The sequence below is a fragment of the Bradyrhizobium sp. 186 genome, assembly GCF_023101685.1.
Classification (GTDB): Bacteria; Pseudomonadota; Alphaproteobacteria; order Rhizobiales; family Xanthobacteraceae; genus Bradyrhizobium.
The window spans coordinates 3,647,183-3,664,212 of the sequence record NZ_CP082164.1 but is presented as its reverse complement, the minus strand read 5'-3'; the positions used below and the strand labels follow the sequence as shown (position 1 = coordinate 3,664,212).

Sequence of the window (17,030 nt, the reverse complement as noted above, 5' to 3'; positions counted from 1 at the left end):
CGCGATCAGGCCTCGCCGAAACCATCATGCACAAGCGCCAGGACGGCAGCAAGCGCTGCCTTGCCATCGGGGCCGGCGACGCGGAAATGCAGCGTTGCGCCCTGCGGCGCCTTCACGCGCATCACCTTCACCGGGCTCTTGGCGTCCGTCCAGGGTCCGTCCGCCGCGAGGGCAAGCTCGATCTTCGCGGTAAAACCCTTCGCGCACTGCGTGAGCTTGACCGACGGCCGCGCGTGAAGACCGACTTTGTTGACGAGAACCGCCGAGGCCGTCAGCGGCACCGGCGTTTCGCCCGGCCGGCTGGCGTGAGCATCATGCATAGAATTCCTCCGCGCTACGCTTGACGGCGGCAAGCGGCGAGCCACCCGAAGACTCGGTTGCCGCGATCACGGCTCCCTCGACTACCGGGGCATTGCAGACGACGACGCGCGCCCGTCGATCTTCAGGCAGCATTTCCACCGCCATCTCGGAATTTGTCTCCGCCCCACCAAGATCGACCAGCACCGCCACGCCTGCCGGCGACCAGGCCGTCTCGATCGCCTCGAGGATTCCGGCAACATTTGTGCCGAGCCCTCCATCGATATCGCCGCCTGTCCAGGCGAGCGGCACGGCGTTGCCGACCATCTGGCGCACCATATCCGCCGCGCCTTCCGCGATCTTGGGGGAATGCGAAACGATGACGATCCCGACATTGCCGGAACTTGAACTGTTCATGAACTTGCCTCGAATTCCAGTACCTTGACTGCCGCACCGATCAAAAGGGACGCCGAACGCGAACCAGGGTCCATATGACCGATGGAACGTTCGCCGAGAAAGGACGCACGGCCGCGGATCGCAAGCATGGGCGTGGTGCGATCGGCCGCTTGCGCCGCTTCCGCCGCTATCGCCCTGGCATCGCCGCCCCCCGCCAACACGACCTGCACCGGCACCAGGACATCCAGCAAGGTTTTCTGCCCCGCTTCCGAGCGCCCGCGCGCTTTGACGGCATTAATCGCCTTCTCCGTCGCCGCGACGAGATCCGCTCGGGTCGACTGTTCCGGAAGCGCTTTGCCTAGCTCCATGAAGAAAGTGCCAACCAGCGGCCCGGAAGCGCCGCCGACCTTCATGACCAGCGTCATTCCGATCGCCTTCAGCATTTCCGGCAGCGATTTGTCAGCAAGGCCGGGCAGTGTCGCAAGCACGGCCTCGAAGCCGCGCTTCATGTTCAGCCCGTGATCGCCGTCGCCGATCGCCTGATCGAGGCGGGTCAATTCGTCGGCGTGTTGGATCACCGATTCCGCTAGCGCCCGCACCAGCTTTTCCCTGGCCGCCCGATCGAGACTCATGCCGCGACCCTCCCGCCGGCCGCATCGAAGAACAGCGGCTTGTTGAGACGGAGCGACACGGTGTCCCCCGCGCCCAACCTCGCCTCGGGGTCGGCCAACGTCACGACCGGTTGGCCGCCGAGGTCGAGGTGGAGATGGCTTTGGTCGCCGAGATGTTCGACTCGCGTGACGGTTGCCGACACGTCTCCGCCGCTTCGTGCGATCATCAGGTGCTCGGTACGCGCGCCGATGGTCTTGGCGCCGGGCGGAATGCCGGCAAATAGAGCCGCCGGCAGCAGGTTGATCATCGGCTGGCCAAGCCGCGCGGCGACATGGGCGTTGATCGGATTCTCGTAAATCTCGCGCGGCGTACCGATCTGCATCAACCGGCCGGCCTCGATCACGCCGATGCGCGAAGCCATGGTCATCGCTTCCGTCTGGTCATGGGTGACATAGAGGATCGTGGCGCCGAGATCGGTCTGGATGCGCTTGAGTTCGAGGCGCATTTCGCCGCGCAGCTTGGCGTCCAGCGAGGAGAGTGGCTCGTCCATCAGATAGATCGAGGGCGAGCGCACCAGAGCGCGGCCGATCGCCACGCGCTGCATCTGCCCGCCCGACAACTGCGTCGCCTTGTTGTGGAGCTTGGTTTCGATATGGAGAAGACGCGCAACCTCCTCGACCTTCGCGCGAATCTCGGCCTCGGGTACGCGGCGGATCGGCGCACGTAACGCAAAGGCAATGTTATCGAACACGCTAAGATGCGGATACAACGAATATTGCTGGAAGACGAAGGCGACGTCGCGATCGGCCGGCGCATCGCCGGTCACGTCACGTCCACCGATCCGGATCGAACCGCTGTCTGGCGTCTCCAGTCCGGCGACAAGACGCAGCGCAGTCGTCTTGCCGGCGCCCGTCGGCCCCAGCAAAGCAACGAATTCGCCGTCTCCAACGGAGAGGGACAGATCGACGACCGCCCGCGTCTGGCCGAACGCCTTGGAGACCGCCCTGATCTCGACTTCAGCCATGCGCTCCTCCTTCATACAACGCAGTGCGGATTGCCCGGCCCGACTCCTGGTCGAAGATCGACAACGTATCGGGGCGAAAGTCGAGCCCGACATTCTCTCCAGTCCGAAAGGACATGCTGGCGGGCGAGCGGGCCTTGAGCGCACCGTAGCGCGTCGTCACGGTCACGATCTGCGTCGTGCCGAGATATTCCGACCCATAGACCTCGCCCCGCACCATGCCGCGATCGGTAAAACGCACATGCTCGGGCCTGACCCCGAGGACGAGATTGCTCTCCGCCAATGCTTCGCGTGCGGCGGGTATGGCAACTTCGCGATCGCCGAGCCGGATTGCCTGCGCGCCGGTCTGCAGGCTGCCGCGAAACGGCAGGAAGTTCATCGGCGGCGAACCAATAAAGTCTGCGACGAAGAGCGAAGCAGGCCGGTCATAGATGTCGCGCGGGCTCGCAACCTGCTCGACCACGCCATTGTTCATCACGGCAATCATATCCGCCATTGCCATAGCTTCCAGTTGGTCATGCGTAACGTAGACCGTCGTCGCGCCGAGCCGGTCATGCAGCGCGCGCAATTCATGAATCATCGCCTCGCGCATTTCGGTATCAAGCGCCCCGAGCGGCTCGTCCATCAGGAAGCATTTTGGCTTGCGGACTATGGCTCGCCCAAGTGCGACGCGCTGCCGGTCGCCGCCGGCGAGGCCCGACACCGACCGGTCGAGGAGATGGGAGATGCGCAGAATACGCGCGGCCTCCACCACCCGCCGGTCGCGCTCCGCCGCTCCGATGCCCTCGCATTTCAGGGGAAAGCCGATATTGCGTCGGACATTCATGTGCGGATAGAGCGCAAACAGCTGGAACACGAAGGCGATATCGCGCGCCGAGGCGCGATTCATCGTAACATCCTCGCCGCCGAGCCTGATGGTGCCGGCCGTCGGCAATTCCAGCCCCGCAATCATGCGCAGCGTCGTCGTCTTGCCGCAGCCGGAAGGCCCGAGCAGGCAGAGGAACTGGCCGTCTTCCACCGTGAAACTGGCGGCCTTGACCGCATGAAACGTCCCGAAGGATTTGTCGAGCGTTTCGACCCTGATCTGTGCCATAGCGCTTTACTCCCTGACCTTCGAGACGATGGTGAACATCACCGTCCCGAACAGCGTGGTCGCGAACGACCAGGAATAGAGCGTGAGGAAAAATGGCTGCATCAGCATGACGACGCCCGCGGCGATGATCGTCGTCGCGATGGCCTCCAGCGGACCGCGTCGCAGAATCTTGTCTGCGGGGCCGCGTCGGAGCGTGGATGTGTTCGCATCGAGACTCATTTGCGGACGGCTCCAAAGGTGATGCCGCGCAGAAGATGCTTGCGCAACAGCACCGTGAACACGACGATCGGCACCAGGAAGAACGTCGTACCGGCGGCTACTGCTGGCCAGTCTTGCCCGCCCTCGCCGATGATGATCGGAATGAAGGGCGGAGCCGTCTGCGCGTTGCCGGAGGTCAGAAGCACCGCAAAGGCGTATTCGTTCCACGCGAAAATCAGGCAGAAGATTGCCGTCGCTGCGATTCCCGTCGTCGCCTGCGGCAGCACCACTTTCACGAATGCCTGAAAGCGCGTGTAGCCGTCGATCATCGCCGCCTCCTCGTACTCCCGCGGGACTTCGTCGATGAAACCCTTGAGAAGCCAGACGGCGAGCGAAACGTTGACCGATGTGTAGAGCAGGATCATCCCGAGTCGAGTATCCGACAGTCCGACGGTGCGGTACATCAGGTAAATCGGGATCGCGACCGCGATCGGCGGCATCATCCTCGTCGACAGAATGAAAAACAGCAGGTCGTCCTTCAGCGGCACGCGGAACCGCGAGAAACCATAGGCCGACAATGTGCCTAGTGCGACGGCGAGCACCGTCGAACCGAACGCGATGATCAGCGAATTGACGAAACGCGGCACATAGTTCGACGGTCCGGCGACTACCATGTTGCGACTGCGCGCGATGCTGTCGCAAAGCCCCTGCGGCGGGCCCAGCGTCTGGATGAATTCCGGCGTCTGGCGCGAGCGCGTTGTGAATAGATTGCAGTAGCCTTCGAGCGACGGCTTGAACAGTATCTTCGGAGGATAGGAGATCGCATCGTCGGGCGACTTGAACGAGGTGAGCACGATCCATACCAGCGGAATCATCGTGATGATGGCATAGAGTATTACGAGCAGGCCGGCGAAGCGGCGTGTGCCGGCCGACGGTTCGACGACTGAATGGGCTGCATTTGCGACACTCATCGGTTTTTCACCCGGTTCAGCGCCTTGACGTAGATGTTGGCGAGGCCGAACACCGTCACGAACAGAATGATTGCGAAGGCCGAGGAATAACCGGTTCGCCAACTCTCAAACGCTGCCCGCTTAAGCGTGATCGAGGCGACTTCCGTGGTCGAGCCCGGCCCACCCCCGGTCAGTAGGTTGACCATGTCGAACATCTTGAAGTTCTCGATGCCGCGAAAGAGCACCGCGAGCATGATAAACGGCAGCGCCATCGGCAGCGTGATCGACCAGAACTGCCGCCAATTCGACGCGCGGTCGACCTCCGCCGCCTCATAAATGTAGTCCGGAATCGAGCGCAGTCCCGCCAAGCAAATCAGCATCACATAGGGCGTCCACATCCAGGCATCGACGATGACGATGGCCCAGGGACTGAGTGTCACGTCTCCCAGCATCTGGAACGACGAAGCGTCGCGGCCCGTGAAGAAGGCGACCACATAATTGAACAATCCGATCTGCGGCTGATAGAGAAAGGTCCAGAAATTGCCGACAACAGCCGGTGAAAGCATCATCGGCAGCAGAATGATCGTGGTCCACATGCCATGGCCGCGGAATTTCTTGTCGATGAGGAGGGCAAGACCAAATCCGAGCACGGTCTCGATGAGCACGGTCCAGATCACGAAATGCGCCGTAACCTGCATCGCCGCCCAGATGTCCGGATCGGTCAGGATCGACTGGTACCAGTCGGTGCCCAGCCATATCGTCGGCGCGTTCGCCCGATTGGCGCGGAAGTTGGTGAACGAGAGATATATCGTCCACATCAGCGGGAAGATATTGATCGCCAGCAGCAGCACGATCGTCGGCGTGATGAAGAGCCAGGCGAGCGCCTGGTCCGACAGGCCCCGGATACGCCGCGCCACGGCTGGCCGGACCGGGACGGCCCGATAGGTGATCTGCGATGGGGCACTCAAATCGTTCATGGCTTTGGTCGATCCTCGCGCCGGGACCGTCAGCTATGCGACAGCTGCCGATATTGCCGAAGAGAGCCTGGAGCGCGCTCGCGTGCGCTCCAGGCGGTTGCCTTAGAACTTCTTGCCTTCTTCCTTGAAGATGGCCTTCCAGTCCTTCACCAGACCGTCGAGCGCTTCCTGCGCGGTGCCCTTGTCCGCCACCACGTAGTCATGCACGCGCTTCTGTTCGGCTTGCAGGAGTTGCGCATAGGAGGGCTCGGCCCAGAAGTCGACGACCATTCCCATCGACTTCAGAAACTCCCCGGCGAACGGCGCGCTGTTCGGGAAGCTCGGATCGTTCAACACGGACTTGGCGCAGGAATAACCGCCCAGCGCCCACCACTTCTTCTGCACATCCCCGCCGGAGAACCATTTGATGTATTGCAGCGCTTCGCCCTGGTTCTTCGAATAGGAAACAACCGAGATACCCTGTCCGCCGAGCTGCGTCGCCTGTGTCGCGGGGCCGGCGGGATTGCTGAAGAAGCCGATCTTGTCGCCACCAACGTTCGGATCCTTGTAGAGGCCCGGGAAGAAGGCGAAGAAGTTCATCTGCAGCGCGACCTGGCCCGATTTGAAGGCATCGAGACCTTCCGACATGTAGGAATTGGAGGCGCCGGGTGGCGTGCAGCACTTGTAAAGCTCCTTGTAGGCCTCAAGCCCCTTGACGGCGCCGGGCGAGTTGACGAACCCGTCCATCGCATAGGGCTTGTTGGGATCCTGATATTGGAAGCCGTAACCGTAGAGATAGTTCGAAACGCCCATGGTGATGCCTTCCGAGCCGCGCTCGGTATAGATCGAAGCGCCATAGACCTTTTTGCCGTCGATCTCACGGCCCTGGAAGAACTTCGAGATGTCTCGCAGTTCGTCGAGCGTCTTCGGCGCAGCGAGATCGCGGCCGTACTTGGCCTTGAAATCCTTCTGGATCTCTGGCCGCGCAAACCAGTCCTTGCGATAGGTCCAGCCCACCGCGTCCCCCATTGCGGGCAGCGCCCAATAGTTTGGTGTATTCTTCGGCCACTCCGAATAGCCGACCACGGTGGCCGGCATGTAGTCGTCCATGCTGATCCCTTCCTTCTTGAAGAAATCGTTGAGCTTGACGTACTGGCCGTTCTCCGCGGCACCGCCGATCCATTGCGAATCGCCGATGATGAGATCGCACAACGAGCCGTGCGAATTGAGCTCGTTCAGGAAACGATCGGCATAATTGGTCCATGGCACGAATTCGAACTTCATACCGATACCGGTCTTGGCGGTGAAGTCCTTCGACAGTTCGACCAGCGCGTTGGCAGGGTCCCACGCGGCCCAGCACAGCGTGATGGTCTTGCCCTGCGCCTGCGCGGGCGTGCTCCCGGCTCCGACGCAGAACGCGGAGGCAAGAGCTCCGCTTGCAACAACGAGCGCCTTCAATGTTCGTTTCATTACGCTTTCCCTCCCAGTGGTGCCGGCCATCGACATGGCACGACTTTCCAACCCGCTCGAATGCTTCGAGCAGAGCGACACAGTCCTTGACGGGCTGAATGACTAAACGGACGTTTCCTCGCGCCTGCCGGAATTCTTAGGGATTCAGGCAGCCTCGATTTGTTTAGTGAACCACGAGATACTAAACATTGCAAGTAGGCTCATCTGAGATGGAGTACCGCGCGGCCGCAACTCTGAATATCGAGCGACAAGGCCGATCAGAAGGAAGGCCGGCGCATCAAGTGCCCGATGCCGCATCTGTGGGCTTCCGGCGGACCACTCGATACATTCTGCGAGCCGGATGGGGGCGCATTGGGTGTCTGGAGAAAGTGGGCCGATGATGTGCATGGCCAGGCCGTCAAGGGCGGTCACTTTTTTCCTGAGGAAAACCCCACCGACACAACGGCGCTTCTGACCAAGTTCCTGTCGGCTTAGCGCACGAAGGGAGGGCGTTGCATCCCGCCGCTTCTAGCCCGTGACCGAAGAAAACTCTAGGATGGGTTTGCCGCAATTGCCTCGATGCTCGCGGGCCAGTTCCGTGCAGCGGGCCCGCCATGAACCTGTGTCCATGCTGGCAATCGTCTTCCTGGCAATCTCGAAGAGCTGCCAGCGGACGTTAGCCAAGAATGGGCGACCACCGTTGAAAACCAGCGAGGCGACAACGATCGCCAGAGGCCGCAACGTCTCAACGGTCACGTGAGCACGATGCGGCAGCTTCTCGGCCGAGCCGCGCATTGCCCTTCGGGTCTCGAGTGAGTCCGACCGCTTCAACCGAAGGACAGTCAGTTCAGGTCATTCGAGCAGCCGCACCTTGAAGGCGTTCCGCCCGCCGTGCCGGATTGAGCGGAGCTATGCGAACGCCGCTGAAGGGGTGAGCCTTTCCACCTTCGGCAACTGAATCTGCTCGTCGGCACCCGCACGTCTCCCCTGCCCTCGGGGATTCTTTGTGGTGCACGTCTCCTACCCGCGCTGCCTCTCCCACTTCAAAGGGCTTGCTCACGTTGGCTATCGCAAGATTTCTCTTGATCTCCCGGTGCACACGTCGTGCACACGCAGCTCCCTAACCGATTGAAAAACTTGAACTCTCGCTCCAATCCATCATTGGACGGCTTGATACGCATTCAACAAAATTGGTCACGCCAAAAGATGACACGAAAAGCCGGTCACCGGAAAATGATCCCTATGTTCTTCTCCGATCTCACTAGCTCACAATGATCCTCTACTCCTTCAGCTGTCCCAAAATACTCGAAGCTTTCCATGCTTTCACTAGAATGACGAGCGAACGCCGTGATTGAATGAATTGACGCAGAGCCTTCTTGCCGCGACAGCGGCACGACATGGTCCCATCCGGTTTTCATCTTTGCCGCCGGTATGGTCCATCGTTTGGCATCCCAATCGACTTCAGCCCATTCCATGTCGTTGATCATGCCGGGGCGAGGAATCGTCAATGCATCGACCCGAAGGGCATCACCGACCACGTCGCCAAATCTGGCCTTCTCCCATGGCGGCATGATCAGTCTGAAGAGACGAACGACATCCTGCGGCTCAGTGACGCCGGGCCGTGGTGTCGAGACGTTGATAGTGAGTTGCTTCTTGCAGGCACGGAACGGATTGTAGCCATCGCCTTCAAGGTCGGCGTAGTCGCAAACTTGCTCACCGATACTGTGGACCCGATCGCGGGTCTCTAGCCTCCTTCAGCCTGCATTGCCCGAAAGAAGGCAAGCACGTCGGGGCGTTTGATGTCTTGCCGGAAGAGCTTGCCGAAACGATCCTTCAGATAACCAGCCCATCTTTCGAGTAGGGCGATCGTTTCGGGACTGCGCACGGTGACAAGTCTGCCACGCTTGATCTTCTCGGTCTTCTTCTCCGCAAGCCATTCGTCGACCCACACGCCGAAAGGGCGCTCAGCTGCCTGGCGATGCCGTTTGAATTGCTTTTCGATCGACGGGTCGACCGGGGGGTCTTGTGCGAGCAGGACCCTTGCGGCGTCGCGTTTTTGGCGAGCCGTGGCGAGCGAGACGGTGCCGTCGTTCCCGTTGCCGTAAGGCCCGACGGAGTAGGTCTTCTGCCTGCCGTGAAAGCGATAGGCGATCCGCCAGAGTTTGGAACCGGCCTCCCCCGGCCTGTTCGAGTCGGGCGTGACCAATAGATGAAGACCGCCCCCGGTCACGTCGGAAATCTTAGTGGCGCTCCACGCGCCGTTCTCAAATTTCGGTCGAGCGGCGCGGCAGTCGAGGTCGTTCCTGATCTGCTCTGGGTTGGCCTTCTCATCCTTGTTGCGTGCCATCTCCTTCGGATTTCCTTCTTGTTCGGAATATCACAAGTGGCCGAGAACGTTTGTTCTCCCGATACCAAAGATACCAACAAAAATACCAACAAATCGGACGGCTGGGGGCGAATGAGAACAAACAGTGATAGACAGCAACGTACGTGGAAGCGCCTGTTTTTCAAGGGATTTTGCGCGCCTCGCGAACAGCAGAGAACATCTAAGAACTATCTTGAATAAGTGCCTTTCTTACCCCTGAGGTAATCGAATTGGGCCTTGGGCCGGCGCATCTTCCGCAGCAGAGGAGATGACCATGATCGCGCTGCTGCTCTATCGCACCCTTGCAGACCACCTTCTTCCCTGGGCCGCGACATTTGCAACCCGGATGCTGGCTCGCGGTCTCAACATGCCCGAGCCGTTGGTGCATTCGACCGGCGACTATGTCGTCGCGCAGGTCGTCGCTTTCGAACATGGCGTCGCCAACAGCCTCTGCCCCTTCCGCCTCGCCCGCCTGCTCCGGGCCTGGTGGCACGGACTGCGCTGAGTTTTCACCCCGAAGCCCAACCAGACATGGAGATCCTACGATGATTGATGCATCCACTTTCCTTCGCCGCGCCCTGCTCGCCGACGCTGTCTTCAGCGGCGTCGCTGCCCTCGGATTCACCTTCGGTGCAAACGCGTTTGCGACGCTGTTCAATCTGCCTGAAGCGCTCCTGCGCGAGACCGGCCTGTTCCTGATCGCCTACACTGCGCTGGTCGGCTGGCTCGCCTCGCGCGCAGCGGTGCCGAAGCCACTTGTCCTCCTGGTTGTGGTCGGCAATGCAGCCTGGACGGTCGGCAGCATCGCGCTGCTGCTCTCGGGTGCGGTGTCGCCGAACCTCGCCGGCGAGATCATGGTCGTCGCACAGGCGATCGCCACGGGTGTGTTCGCCGAGCTGCAATATGTGGGCTTGCGGAGGAGTGGGAATGCCGCAATGGCATGACGCTTGGCCCGACCGGCCCACCACGAGCAGTCGTCGCTCGGCTTGGCCGGGCGACCCAGTATTCCAGAGACAGTCATTGTTTATGGAGACGCCACAGCGTACTGGATGCCCCGCCTTCGCGGGGCATGACGGCGGAGCGGTGGCTACGCCCGCGAGCGCCCGACCTTGCCGTCGAAATGCTTGCCGTTCAGCTTTTTCTTCTTCGCGGCCGGGGCCTTGCCCGCAGCCTTCTCGGCCTTGCGCTCCGCGCGCGCCTTCACCTTGGCGCGTTCGGCCCGCGCCTCGGCACGCAGCTTCTTGCGCTTCTTCTCGCAAGACTCGCACTTGCAGCCGATCGGCTTCAGATAGGCTTTGAAATAATCGGTGCCGTAGTCGTAGTTGATCTCGTCGCCGGGCTCGATGTGCTTGATGGCGCGGATATAGACCTTGCGCTCGCGCGGACGGACGTCGGATTCGGCGTTGGGCCGGCAGGAATGGTTGATGTAGCGGGCGAGGTTCTTACGCACCGAGCCGTCGATGGTCCAGCGGCCGTTAAGCTCGAACAGGTACTTGTTCTCGATGTCATCCTGCGCGGGGATGCGCGAATCCAGGATCGGCCCGAAATAGCGGACGATTCGGGTCCCCTTCTTGATTGGTTTGGTGGCGAAGAGGCCGAGTCCGGTCTTGGAGCGGCCGACGCGATAAGGTTTGTTCGACGAGGTGGCTGGCATGATCAGTAGAACAGAGGACGCGAACAAGGCTCGATGAAGCCCAAGCGAAGTCGCTCTTCTAGAACGATTCCGCGCCCCTGTCAGGTATCTCCCGGGCTTGTTTGAACCTTGCCCACAATGAACACGTCAAATGGAGCGAGTTCCGTTGCAGCAGAGCCTCATGATGACCCGCATCGCAACGCTATATCTGACTGTGTTGCTCATGTGCACCGGCCTCGGTTGCGCCGGCGCCCAATCGCTGGGCAGCACCTATACCTCCACCGCGCCAAAGAATTGCCGCCAGGTTGGCAAGCCCAGCGACCTCGACGGCAGCACCACGCGGGTGTGTTCGGGCAAGGCCGGTCTCGTGGTCCTGATCGCCGAGGATGATTTGCGCGAAGTCGTCTCGGTTGGCCGCAATCGCAAGGTCGCGGCCGAGGAACCGGCGGAAAAGGTCTGGTTCGGTCCATTCAACTCATCCGAAACCACCGTCGAATGGCGCGCTGCGGGCGCAAAGCCCTTTGCGATCATCCAGCGCTGGCACATCGCCGACGGGTCCGATCTCGACAAGCAGGGACGGCCGAACACCAAGGCCATGCTCGTCGTGACGCGGCTGCCGCCTGGCCCGGTCTGCCACGTCGCCTATGTCGATGCCGTTGCCAATCCGAATGCCAACGAGCTCGCCCGCAAGGCCGCGGATGAGTTCGCGCGCGGCTTCCACTGCGGCAAGGACGAAGTGAAGATCGTCGGCACGAGCGGTCGTGCGGTCGAACTCGTCACTAGGCGCTAGGCGCTCGCCTTGGTGCGGCGATAGCGCGCCAGCAGGCGTTCGACCGGTTCGATCAGGGGCCCGGCAGCTTCCCGCTCATCGGCGACATCAGCATCGTCTCAAAGAGCTGCTCAGCCGTCGTGCCCTCGGGCAGGCGCTCCAAAATATCCTCGAGCCGACCGTCGAGCAGCAGCATGGTGAAGCCGTGCACCATCGACCAGGCGCGCGCGATCGCCGCACCCTGGTTCAGCGTCAGCGCATCTTCGCTGATCTGCTCCTGCCGCATCGCGCCGATGGCATTCGCGAGCCCGGCGAACGAGGCCTCGGCGGCCTCGTGCAGCGAGGGTCTGGAATAGTCGAGACGCTCGGTGCGGAACATCAGACCGTACATGCCGGGATGGGCCTGAGCGTAGGCGACATAGGCTTTCGGCCGCGCGAGCAGGCGCTCGAGCGCCGTGGCGGCGGCATCACAGGCCGAGACCATCGCCGCGTTGAACTGGCGGAATCCGATGGCCGCGAGCTCGCTGACGAGCCCAGTGAGATCGCCGAAATGATGCGTCGGCGCGGCATGCGACACTCCGGCCTCGCGTGCCACCGCGCGCAATGTCAGACCGGCGAGGCCCTCGCGCTCCAGCACCCGTTCGGCGGCCTGGAGCAGCGCCTCGCGCAGGGCGCCGTGGTGATACGGCGTCTCGGTCTTCGAACTCGCCGGGCGACGCGCGGGACGGGCCGGTGCGCTCGATGCTGACGATGTCTTTCTCGGATTGCGCGGGCGGCGGGCTGCTTCGGTCTTGGTCATGGCACAAGCTATAGGACGCAATATTGACAGTGTAAAGATTTCGCTTGACGGGTACCGCTATCGGCATTATCTAATCTTTACGATGTAAAGATATAGGGAGGAATACGCCGTGCAGCAGGTCGCCGTCACTGAGCGCCGCAACAATCTCGGGCCGATCCCGTTCGAGGCCGACGCGCCCTTCCTCAAGATCGTCGGCGAATTGCCGCGCGAGCTGAACGGCACGCTTTATCGCAACGGCCCCAATCCACAGTTCAACTCTCCCGGCGCGCACTGGTTCGTCGGCGACGGCATGCTGCACGCGTTTCATCTCGATCAGGGGCGCGCCAGCTACCGCAACCGCTGGATCCGCACCCCAAAATGGCTGGCCGAGCACGATTCCGGCCGCGCGCTGTTCGGCGGCTTCGGCCGCAAGCTGCCGGATGCGCCGGCGAACCTCACCGACAGCGGCGTCGCCAACACCAACATCATCTTCCACGCCGGCAAGCTGCTGGCGCTGGAGGAAGCGCATCTGCCGACCGAGATCGAGCCTGGCACGCTCGCGACCCGCGGCTACCACAACTATCAGGGCCGCGTCGCCGGCAGCTTCACGGCGCATCCGAAGATCGATCCCACGACCGGTGAGCTCGTGTTCTTCGGCTACAACGCCGCGGGGCCGCTGACATCCGCCCTCTCCTACGGATCGATCGACGCGTCGGGCAAGGCAACGCGCTTCGAGCGTTTCGAAGCCCCCTATGCCAGCATGGTGCATGACTTCATCGTCACCGCAAACCATGTGCTGTTTCCGATCCTCCCCATCACCGGCAGCATGGAGCGCGCGACAAGCGGGCGGCCGCCTTATGCCTGGGAGCCGGACAAAGGCGCCTATGTCGGCGTGATGAAGCGCAAGGGTACAGCGAAGGACATCGTCTGGTTTCGCGCTGAAGCCTGCTACGTCTTCCATGTCATGAACGCCTGGGAGGACGGCGATCGCATCATCGCCGACGTCATGCAGTTCGAGGAGGCACCGCTGTTTCCGCATCCCGACGGACGGCCGACGGATCCCGAGAAGTCGCGCGCGCGTCACTGCCGCTGGACGTTCGACCTCGCCGGGAATACCGACCGCTTTCAGCAGACCTATCTGGACGATCTCACCGGCGAATTCCCGCGCATCGACGACCGCCGCGCCGGACTGAAGAGCCGTCACGGCTGGTACGCCTGCGCCAATCCGAGGCTGCCGACGTTCGGCGCGCTGTCCGGCGTCGTCCATGTCGACGGCGCCGGCAGGCGGCTCGGCCATTATCTACTGCCGGCCGGCGACACCATCTCCGAGCCGGTCTTCGTCGAGCGGTCGAAGGACGCTGCGGAAGGAGAAGGCTGGCTGCTCGCCGTGGTCTGGCGTGCGCGTGACAACCGCAGCGACCTCGCCGTGTTCAATGCCACCGATGTCGAGGCCGGCCCCGTCGCGCTGGTGCAGCTCGGCCACCGCGTGCCCGACGGCTTTCACGGCAATTGGGTGGGGGCGGCGTAATCTCCCCTCGTCATTCCGGGGCGCGACGAAGTCGCGAGCCCGGAATCCATTTCGCCGTGTGTCCTTGCCGTCCGATGGATTCCGGGTTCGCGCTGGCGCGCGCCCCGGAATGACGGCGGGGGCATTGAAAACGCAGCCAAATTTCCTGATCTCACATCATTTTGACACTGTAAAGATTTCGCTTGACCCGGCCCTCTGTCTTAATTACTCATCTTGACAGTGTAAAGATCGGCCCCAATGGAGGCGGCCCATGGCGATTTTCCTGATCCTCGCGCCTTACGGCGCCTACACCTTCCTGATGCTCGCGACCTCGGCCACGATCAGCGTGTTCGTCGCCTCCGCGATCTGTCTCACCACAGTCGCGATCGACGTTGCACGCGGCCGCTCGGTGAAGATCCTGGCTTCGGGCTCGGCGATCGTGTTCGCCGCAATCGGCATCTACCTCGCGTTGCTCGATCCGGCGCTGGGCACGCTCGGCGTCAAGTTATCGGTCGACGTCGGCATCTTCGTCATCTCGCTTGGCTCGATGCTGATCCGCCGTCCCTTCACGCTGCAATATGCGCTTGAATCGGTCCCCGCTGAAACCGCGGCGATACCCGGCTTCGTCCAAGCCAACTACATCATCACCGGCGCCTGGACCTTCGCCGCGCTGTTGATGATGGCCGCCAACATCGTGCTGCTCTACTTCCCGGGCCTGCCGCTCTGGTCGGGTCTTGCGGTCGCCTTCACCGCCCGCAACAGCGCTATCTACTTCACAAAGTGGTATCCCGAGTATCGCCAGATCAAGTACGGTACGCCGGCTGGCGCACTGCCCGCCCCTCGCTAAGCAGGATCGACGATGAAGGACGTATTTGCCCGCCTTGCTTCCGACTTCCTCTCGGCCATCATCTTCCTGGTCATCTACCTCATCACCGACAACGTGATCCTGGCGACGTCGGTGGCGATTGCCGGTGCGATCGCACAGGTGATCTACGCCCGCGTGAAGGGGCAGCAGCTGAGCTACATGACCTATGCGAGCCTCGCGCTCGTCGTTGTGCTGGGCACGATCACGCTGCTGACCAACGATCCTCGCTTCATGCTGGCAAAGCCGGCGATCGCGCATTTCGCGATCGGCGTCATCATGCTCAAGCGCGGTTGGATGCTGCGCTACATGCCGCCGATCGTCACCGAGACCGTCCCGGAATATGTAACGGCCGCGGGCTATGCCTGGGCCGCGCTGATGTTCGCAATCGGCGCCGGCACGATCGCGGTCGCCTCTACCGGCGATCTGAAGCTGTGGGCGCTCTACATCTCCGTCGTCGCGGGCGGTGCCAAGATCCTGGCCTTTGCCGTGCAGTACGTCGTGCTTCGGCTCATCGTCACCAGCCGCAGGCGTGCCGCGGCCCGCGCCTGATTGCCGCTCATACGGTGTTAGGCAGCTGCTGCGAGTTGCGCTATAGGCTCAGACCTGGACCCGGCCGCGGATCGTCGCGGTTCATCCGGATTGTTGGGAGACACGAATGGCCATTGACGGAAACTGGAATCTGACAATGACGACGCCGATGGGCGAGCGCCAGGCGACGCTGACCCTGTTGAGCTCCGGCGGTACGCTGGCGGGCACGCAGGGCGCCGATGGTAATTCCGCCGAGATTTTCGATGGCACCATCAGCGGCGACGCCGTCAACTGGAAGGTCTCGATCACCAATCCGATGCCGTTGACGCTCGAGTTCATCGGAACAGTTTCCGGCGACAGCATGAGCGGCGAGATGGGCATCGGCCCAATGGGCAGCTTCCCCTTCACCGGCATCCGCGCGTAAACCCCCACAGCAACCATGCGCGCACTCCGTCTCGTCGCGGCGGCGATCCTGTGTGTCGCGACACAAGCCGCAGCGCGCGCGGATGACACCGAACCGGCGTGGCGCGCAAGCGCGCTCGCCCTGGTGCCGGCAGGCTATGTCGCCGGCGAAGCATATCGGACTGACGGTTCGACCGGCTATTTCGCGGTCTATCCGATGACGTCGAACGATCCGAAGGAGCCCGCTAGCGTGTTCGCTGCACGCCAGGCGCTCGTCGTCACACTCACACCGGATGGGAAGCGCGCCGTATCGGCTGAATTGAAGCCGCGTACAGCGCCGGATCCGGACAACGACGACACCGATTTGGCAAAACTGCACGCCGATCTCGCGGCCAAGCGGGCAACGCTGCCCGAGGGCACCGATCCCTGCGATCTCGGCGCCTGGTCGATCGACAAGGACCCGAACGGCCTCAACGTGCGCGCCGAGCCCTCGGTGAAGGCGCGCGTGCTCGGCACGCTGCCGCCACCCTACCGGCTAAAACTCGGCGGCAGCGAGAACACGCCCGACGGCGGCTGGCTGACCGAATTCCGCATCATCGGCTTCAGGGACGGCTGGTTCCTGATCGAAGGCGCCAAGCCGCCGGGCAAAGACTACGAGGACGAGAAAAGATATCCGCCCAATGCGCCAAAGCCCTATGCAGGGCGTGGCTGGGTCGCGTCCAGCAAGGTTGGCGCGGCCTACGCCAATGGCGGCACGCGCATGGGCGGGCTGTTTCAGGCGCCCTTCGTCGACGCCAGATGGATGCCGGCCCAGCGCGAGCTCGGCGGCGCGATCGACACCGATGGCGGCCCGAAGCGCCTGCTCGCTTGCAGCGGATTTTGGGGGCTGGTCGAGAGCCAGGACGGCGTCCGCGGCTGGTGGCGCGGGCTGTGCTCCAACCAGGTCACGAATTGCAGTTAGCGAGGGAGTGCGAGGGCTCCGAAATATGGGCGCAGGCTCGCCTCGCACTCAGGCGTCATCACCGGGCTTGTCCCGGTGATCCACGCTTGTCCGCGATCCCGGAAGGCCGTGGATGGCCGGGACAAGCCCACGGCTGTCCGGTTCAGGCAAAACGGTTGCAACGAGACGCATCGACTCGTAATGAGCGCAAAATTCATTGATGTGACTCACGATTTTTGCGCTCTCGTTTTAGCCGAGCGACCCGCAGCGG

At 62.3% G+C, this 17,030-nt stretch carries 22 protein-coding genes; 8 read left to right on the top strand and 14 right to left on the bottom strand.

Going from position 1 to position 17,030, the window contains the following annotated elements; genetic code table 11:
• Positions 1-5 precede the first annotated feature (5 nt).
• The 12 genes from IVB18_RS17415 to IVB18_RS17360 form a co-directional block, all read right to left on the bottom strand.
• Entirely contained in the window at positions 6-320 is a 315-nt protein-coding gene (locus IVB18_RS17415) for an HPr family phosphocarrier protein (protein ID WP_247990257.1), read from the bottom strand.
• Positions 313-714, bottom strand: coding sequence for a dihydroxyacetone kinase phosphoryl donor subunit DhaM (gene dhaM, locus IVB18_RS17410; protein ID WP_247432257.1), 402 nt, complete (start codon positions 712-714; stop codon positions 313-315). The genes IVB18_RS17415 and dhaM overlap by 8 nt, the downstream gene beginning before the upstream one ends.
• The gene (gene dhaL, locus IVB18_RS17405) at positions 711-1,325 is read right to left on the bottom strand and encodes a dihydroxyacetone kinase subunit DhaL (RefSeq protein WP_247990256.1); all 615 of its coding nucleotides are present in this window, start codon (positions 1,323-1,325) and stop codon (positions 711-713) included. The genes dhaM and dhaL overlap by 4 nt, the downstream gene beginning before the upstream one ends.
• On the bottom strand, positions 1,322-2,329 hold the full coding sequence (locus tag IVB18_RS17400) for an ABC transporter ATP-binding protein (protein WP_247990255.1): 1,008 nt from the start codon (positions 2,327-2,329) through the stop codon (positions 1,322-1,324). The genes dhaL and IVB18_RS17400 overlap by 4 nt, the downstream gene beginning before the upstream one ends.
• On the bottom strand, positions 2,322-3,419 hold the full coding sequence (locus IVB18_RS17395) for an ABC transporter ATP-binding protein (protein WP_247990254.1): 1,098 nt from the start codon (positions 3,417-3,419) through the stop codon (positions 2,322-2,324). Before IVB18_RS17395 ends, IVB18_RS17400 begins: the two co-directional genes overlap by 8 nt.
• Positions 3,420-3,425: 6 nt before the next feature.
• A complete protein-coding gene (locus IVB18_RS17390; protein ID WP_247990253.1) occupies positions 3,426-3,638 on the bottom strand; it encodes a hypothetical protein in 213 nt (70 codons plus the stop codon).
• Positions 3,635-4,588 carry a carbohydrate ABC transporter permease gene (locus tag IVB18_RS17385; RefSeq protein WP_247990252.1) on the bottom strand — a complete coding sequence of 318 codons (954 nt, stop codon included), beginning with the start codon at positions 4,586-4,588 and terminating at the stop codon, positions 3,635-3,637. The genes IVB18_RS17390 and IVB18_RS17385 overlap by 4 nt, the downstream gene beginning before the upstream one ends.
• Positions 4,585-5,544: a sugar ABC transporter permease gene (locus IVB18_RS17380; protein ID WP_247990251.1), complete on the bottom strand. Its 960-nt coding sequence runs from the start codon at positions 5,542-5,544 to the stop codon at positions 4,585-4,587. The genes IVB18_RS17385 and IVB18_RS17380 overlap by 4 nt, the downstream gene beginning before the upstream one ends.
• A gap of 102 nt (positions 5,545-5,646) precedes the next feature.
• Positions 5,647-6,993: an ABC transporter substrate-binding protein gene (locus IVB18_RS17375; RefSeq protein WP_247990250.1), complete on the bottom strand. Its 1,347-nt coding sequence runs from the start codon at positions 6,991-6,993 to the stop codon at positions 5,647-5,649.
• Positions 6,994-7,500: 507 nt separating this feature from the next.
• Entirely contained in the window at positions 7,501-7,767 is a 267-nt protein-coding gene (locus IVB18_RS17370; RefSeq protein WP_247990249.1) for a hypothetical protein, read from the bottom strand.
• A gap of 428 nt (positions 7,768-8,195) precedes the next feature.
• On the bottom strand, positions 8,196-8,510 hold the full coding sequence (locus IVB18_RS17365) for a hypothetical protein (protein ID WP_247990248.1): 315 nt from the start codon (positions 8,508-8,510) through the stop codon (positions 8,196-8,198).
• Positions 8,511-8,716: 206 nt separating this feature from the next.
• The gene (locus IVB18_RS17360) at positions 8,717-9,319 is read right to left on the bottom strand and encodes an Arm DNA-binding domain-containing protein (RefSeq protein WP_247990247.1); all 603 of its coding nucleotides are present in this window, start codon (positions 9,317-9,319) and stop codon (positions 8,717-8,719) included.
• Between the two features lie 292 nt (positions 9,320-9,611).
• Here IVB18_RS17360 and IVB18_RS17355 point away from each other — a divergent pair, with 292 nt between their 5' ends.
• Both IVB18_RS17355 and IVB18_RS17350 read left to right on the top strand, forming a co-directional pair.
• A complete protein-coding gene (locus tag IVB18_RS17355; RefSeq protein ID WP_247990246.1) occupies positions 9,612-9,842 on the top strand; it encodes a hypothetical protein in 231 nt (76 codons plus the stop codon).
• A gap of 40 nt (positions 9,843-9,882) precedes the next feature.
• The gene (locus IVB18_RS17350; RefSeq protein WP_247990245.1) at positions 9,883-10,281 is read left to right on the top strand and encodes a hypothetical protein; all 399 of its coding nucleotides are present in this window, start codon (positions 9,883-9,885) and stop codon (positions 10,279-10,281) included.
• A 143-nt stretch (positions 10,282-10,424) separates the two neighbouring features.
• Here the strand turns inward: IVB18_RS17350 and IVB18_RS17345 are convergent, their stop codons facing one another.
• Entirely contained in the window at positions 10,425-10,991 is a 567-nt protein-coding gene (locus IVB18_RS17345; protein WP_247990244.1) for an SET domain-containing protein, read from the bottom strand.
• A 163-nt stretch (positions 10,992-11,154) separates the two neighbouring features.
• On the opposite strand from IVB18_RS17345, the gene IVB18_RS17340 reads away from it, so the two are divergent.
• Positions 11,155-11,760, top strand: coding sequence for a hypothetical protein (locus tag IVB18_RS17340; protein ID WP_247990243.1), 606 nt, complete (start codon positions 11,155-11,157; stop codon positions 11,758-11,760).
• 52 nt (positions 11,761-11,812) lie between these two features.
• Here the strand turns inward: IVB18_RS17340 and IVB18_RS17335 are convergent, their stop codons facing one another.
• A complete protein-coding gene (locus IVB18_RS17335) occupies positions 11,813-12,538 on the bottom strand; it encodes a WHG domain-containing protein (protein ID WP_247990242.1) in 726 nt (241 codons plus the stop codon).
• Positions 12,539-12,647: 109 nt separating this feature from the next.
• Between IVB18_RS17335 and IVB18_RS17330 the strand changes: the two genes are divergently transcribed.
• From IVB18_RS17330 to IVB18_RS17310, 5 genes are all read left to right on the top strand, one after another.
• The gene (locus tag IVB18_RS17330) at positions 12,648-14,045 is read left to right on the top strand and encodes a carotenoid oxygenase family protein (RefSeq protein ID WP_247990241.1); all 1,398 of its coding nucleotides are present in this window, start codon (positions 12,648-12,650) and stop codon (positions 14,043-14,045) included.
• Positions 14,046-14,295: 250 nt separating this feature from the next.
• Entirely contained in the window at positions 14,296-14,871 is a 576-nt protein-coding gene (locus IVB18_RS17325; RefSeq protein ID WP_247990240.1) for a hypothetical protein, read from the top strand.
• Positions 14,872-14,883: 12 nt separating this feature from the next.
• Positions 14,884-15,438: a septation protein IspZ gene (locus IVB18_RS17320; RefSeq protein ID WP_247990239.1), complete on the top strand. Its 555-nt coding sequence runs from the start codon at positions 14,884-14,886 to the stop codon at positions 15,436-15,438.
• 106 nt (positions 15,439-15,544) lie between these two features.
• Positions 15,545-15,841 carry a hypothetical protein gene (locus tag IVB18_RS17315; RefSeq protein ID WP_247990238.1) on the top strand — a complete coding sequence of 99 codons (297 nt, stop codon included), beginning with the start codon at positions 15,545-15,547 and terminating at the stop codon, positions 15,839-15,841.
• Between the two features lie 15 nt (positions 15,842-15,856).
• Entirely contained in the window at positions 15,857-16,780 is a 924-nt protein-coding gene (locus IVB18_RS17310) for an SH3 domain-containing protein (protein WP_247990237.1), read from the top strand.
• The last annotated feature ends 250 nt before the right edge of the window (positions 16,781-17,030 follow it).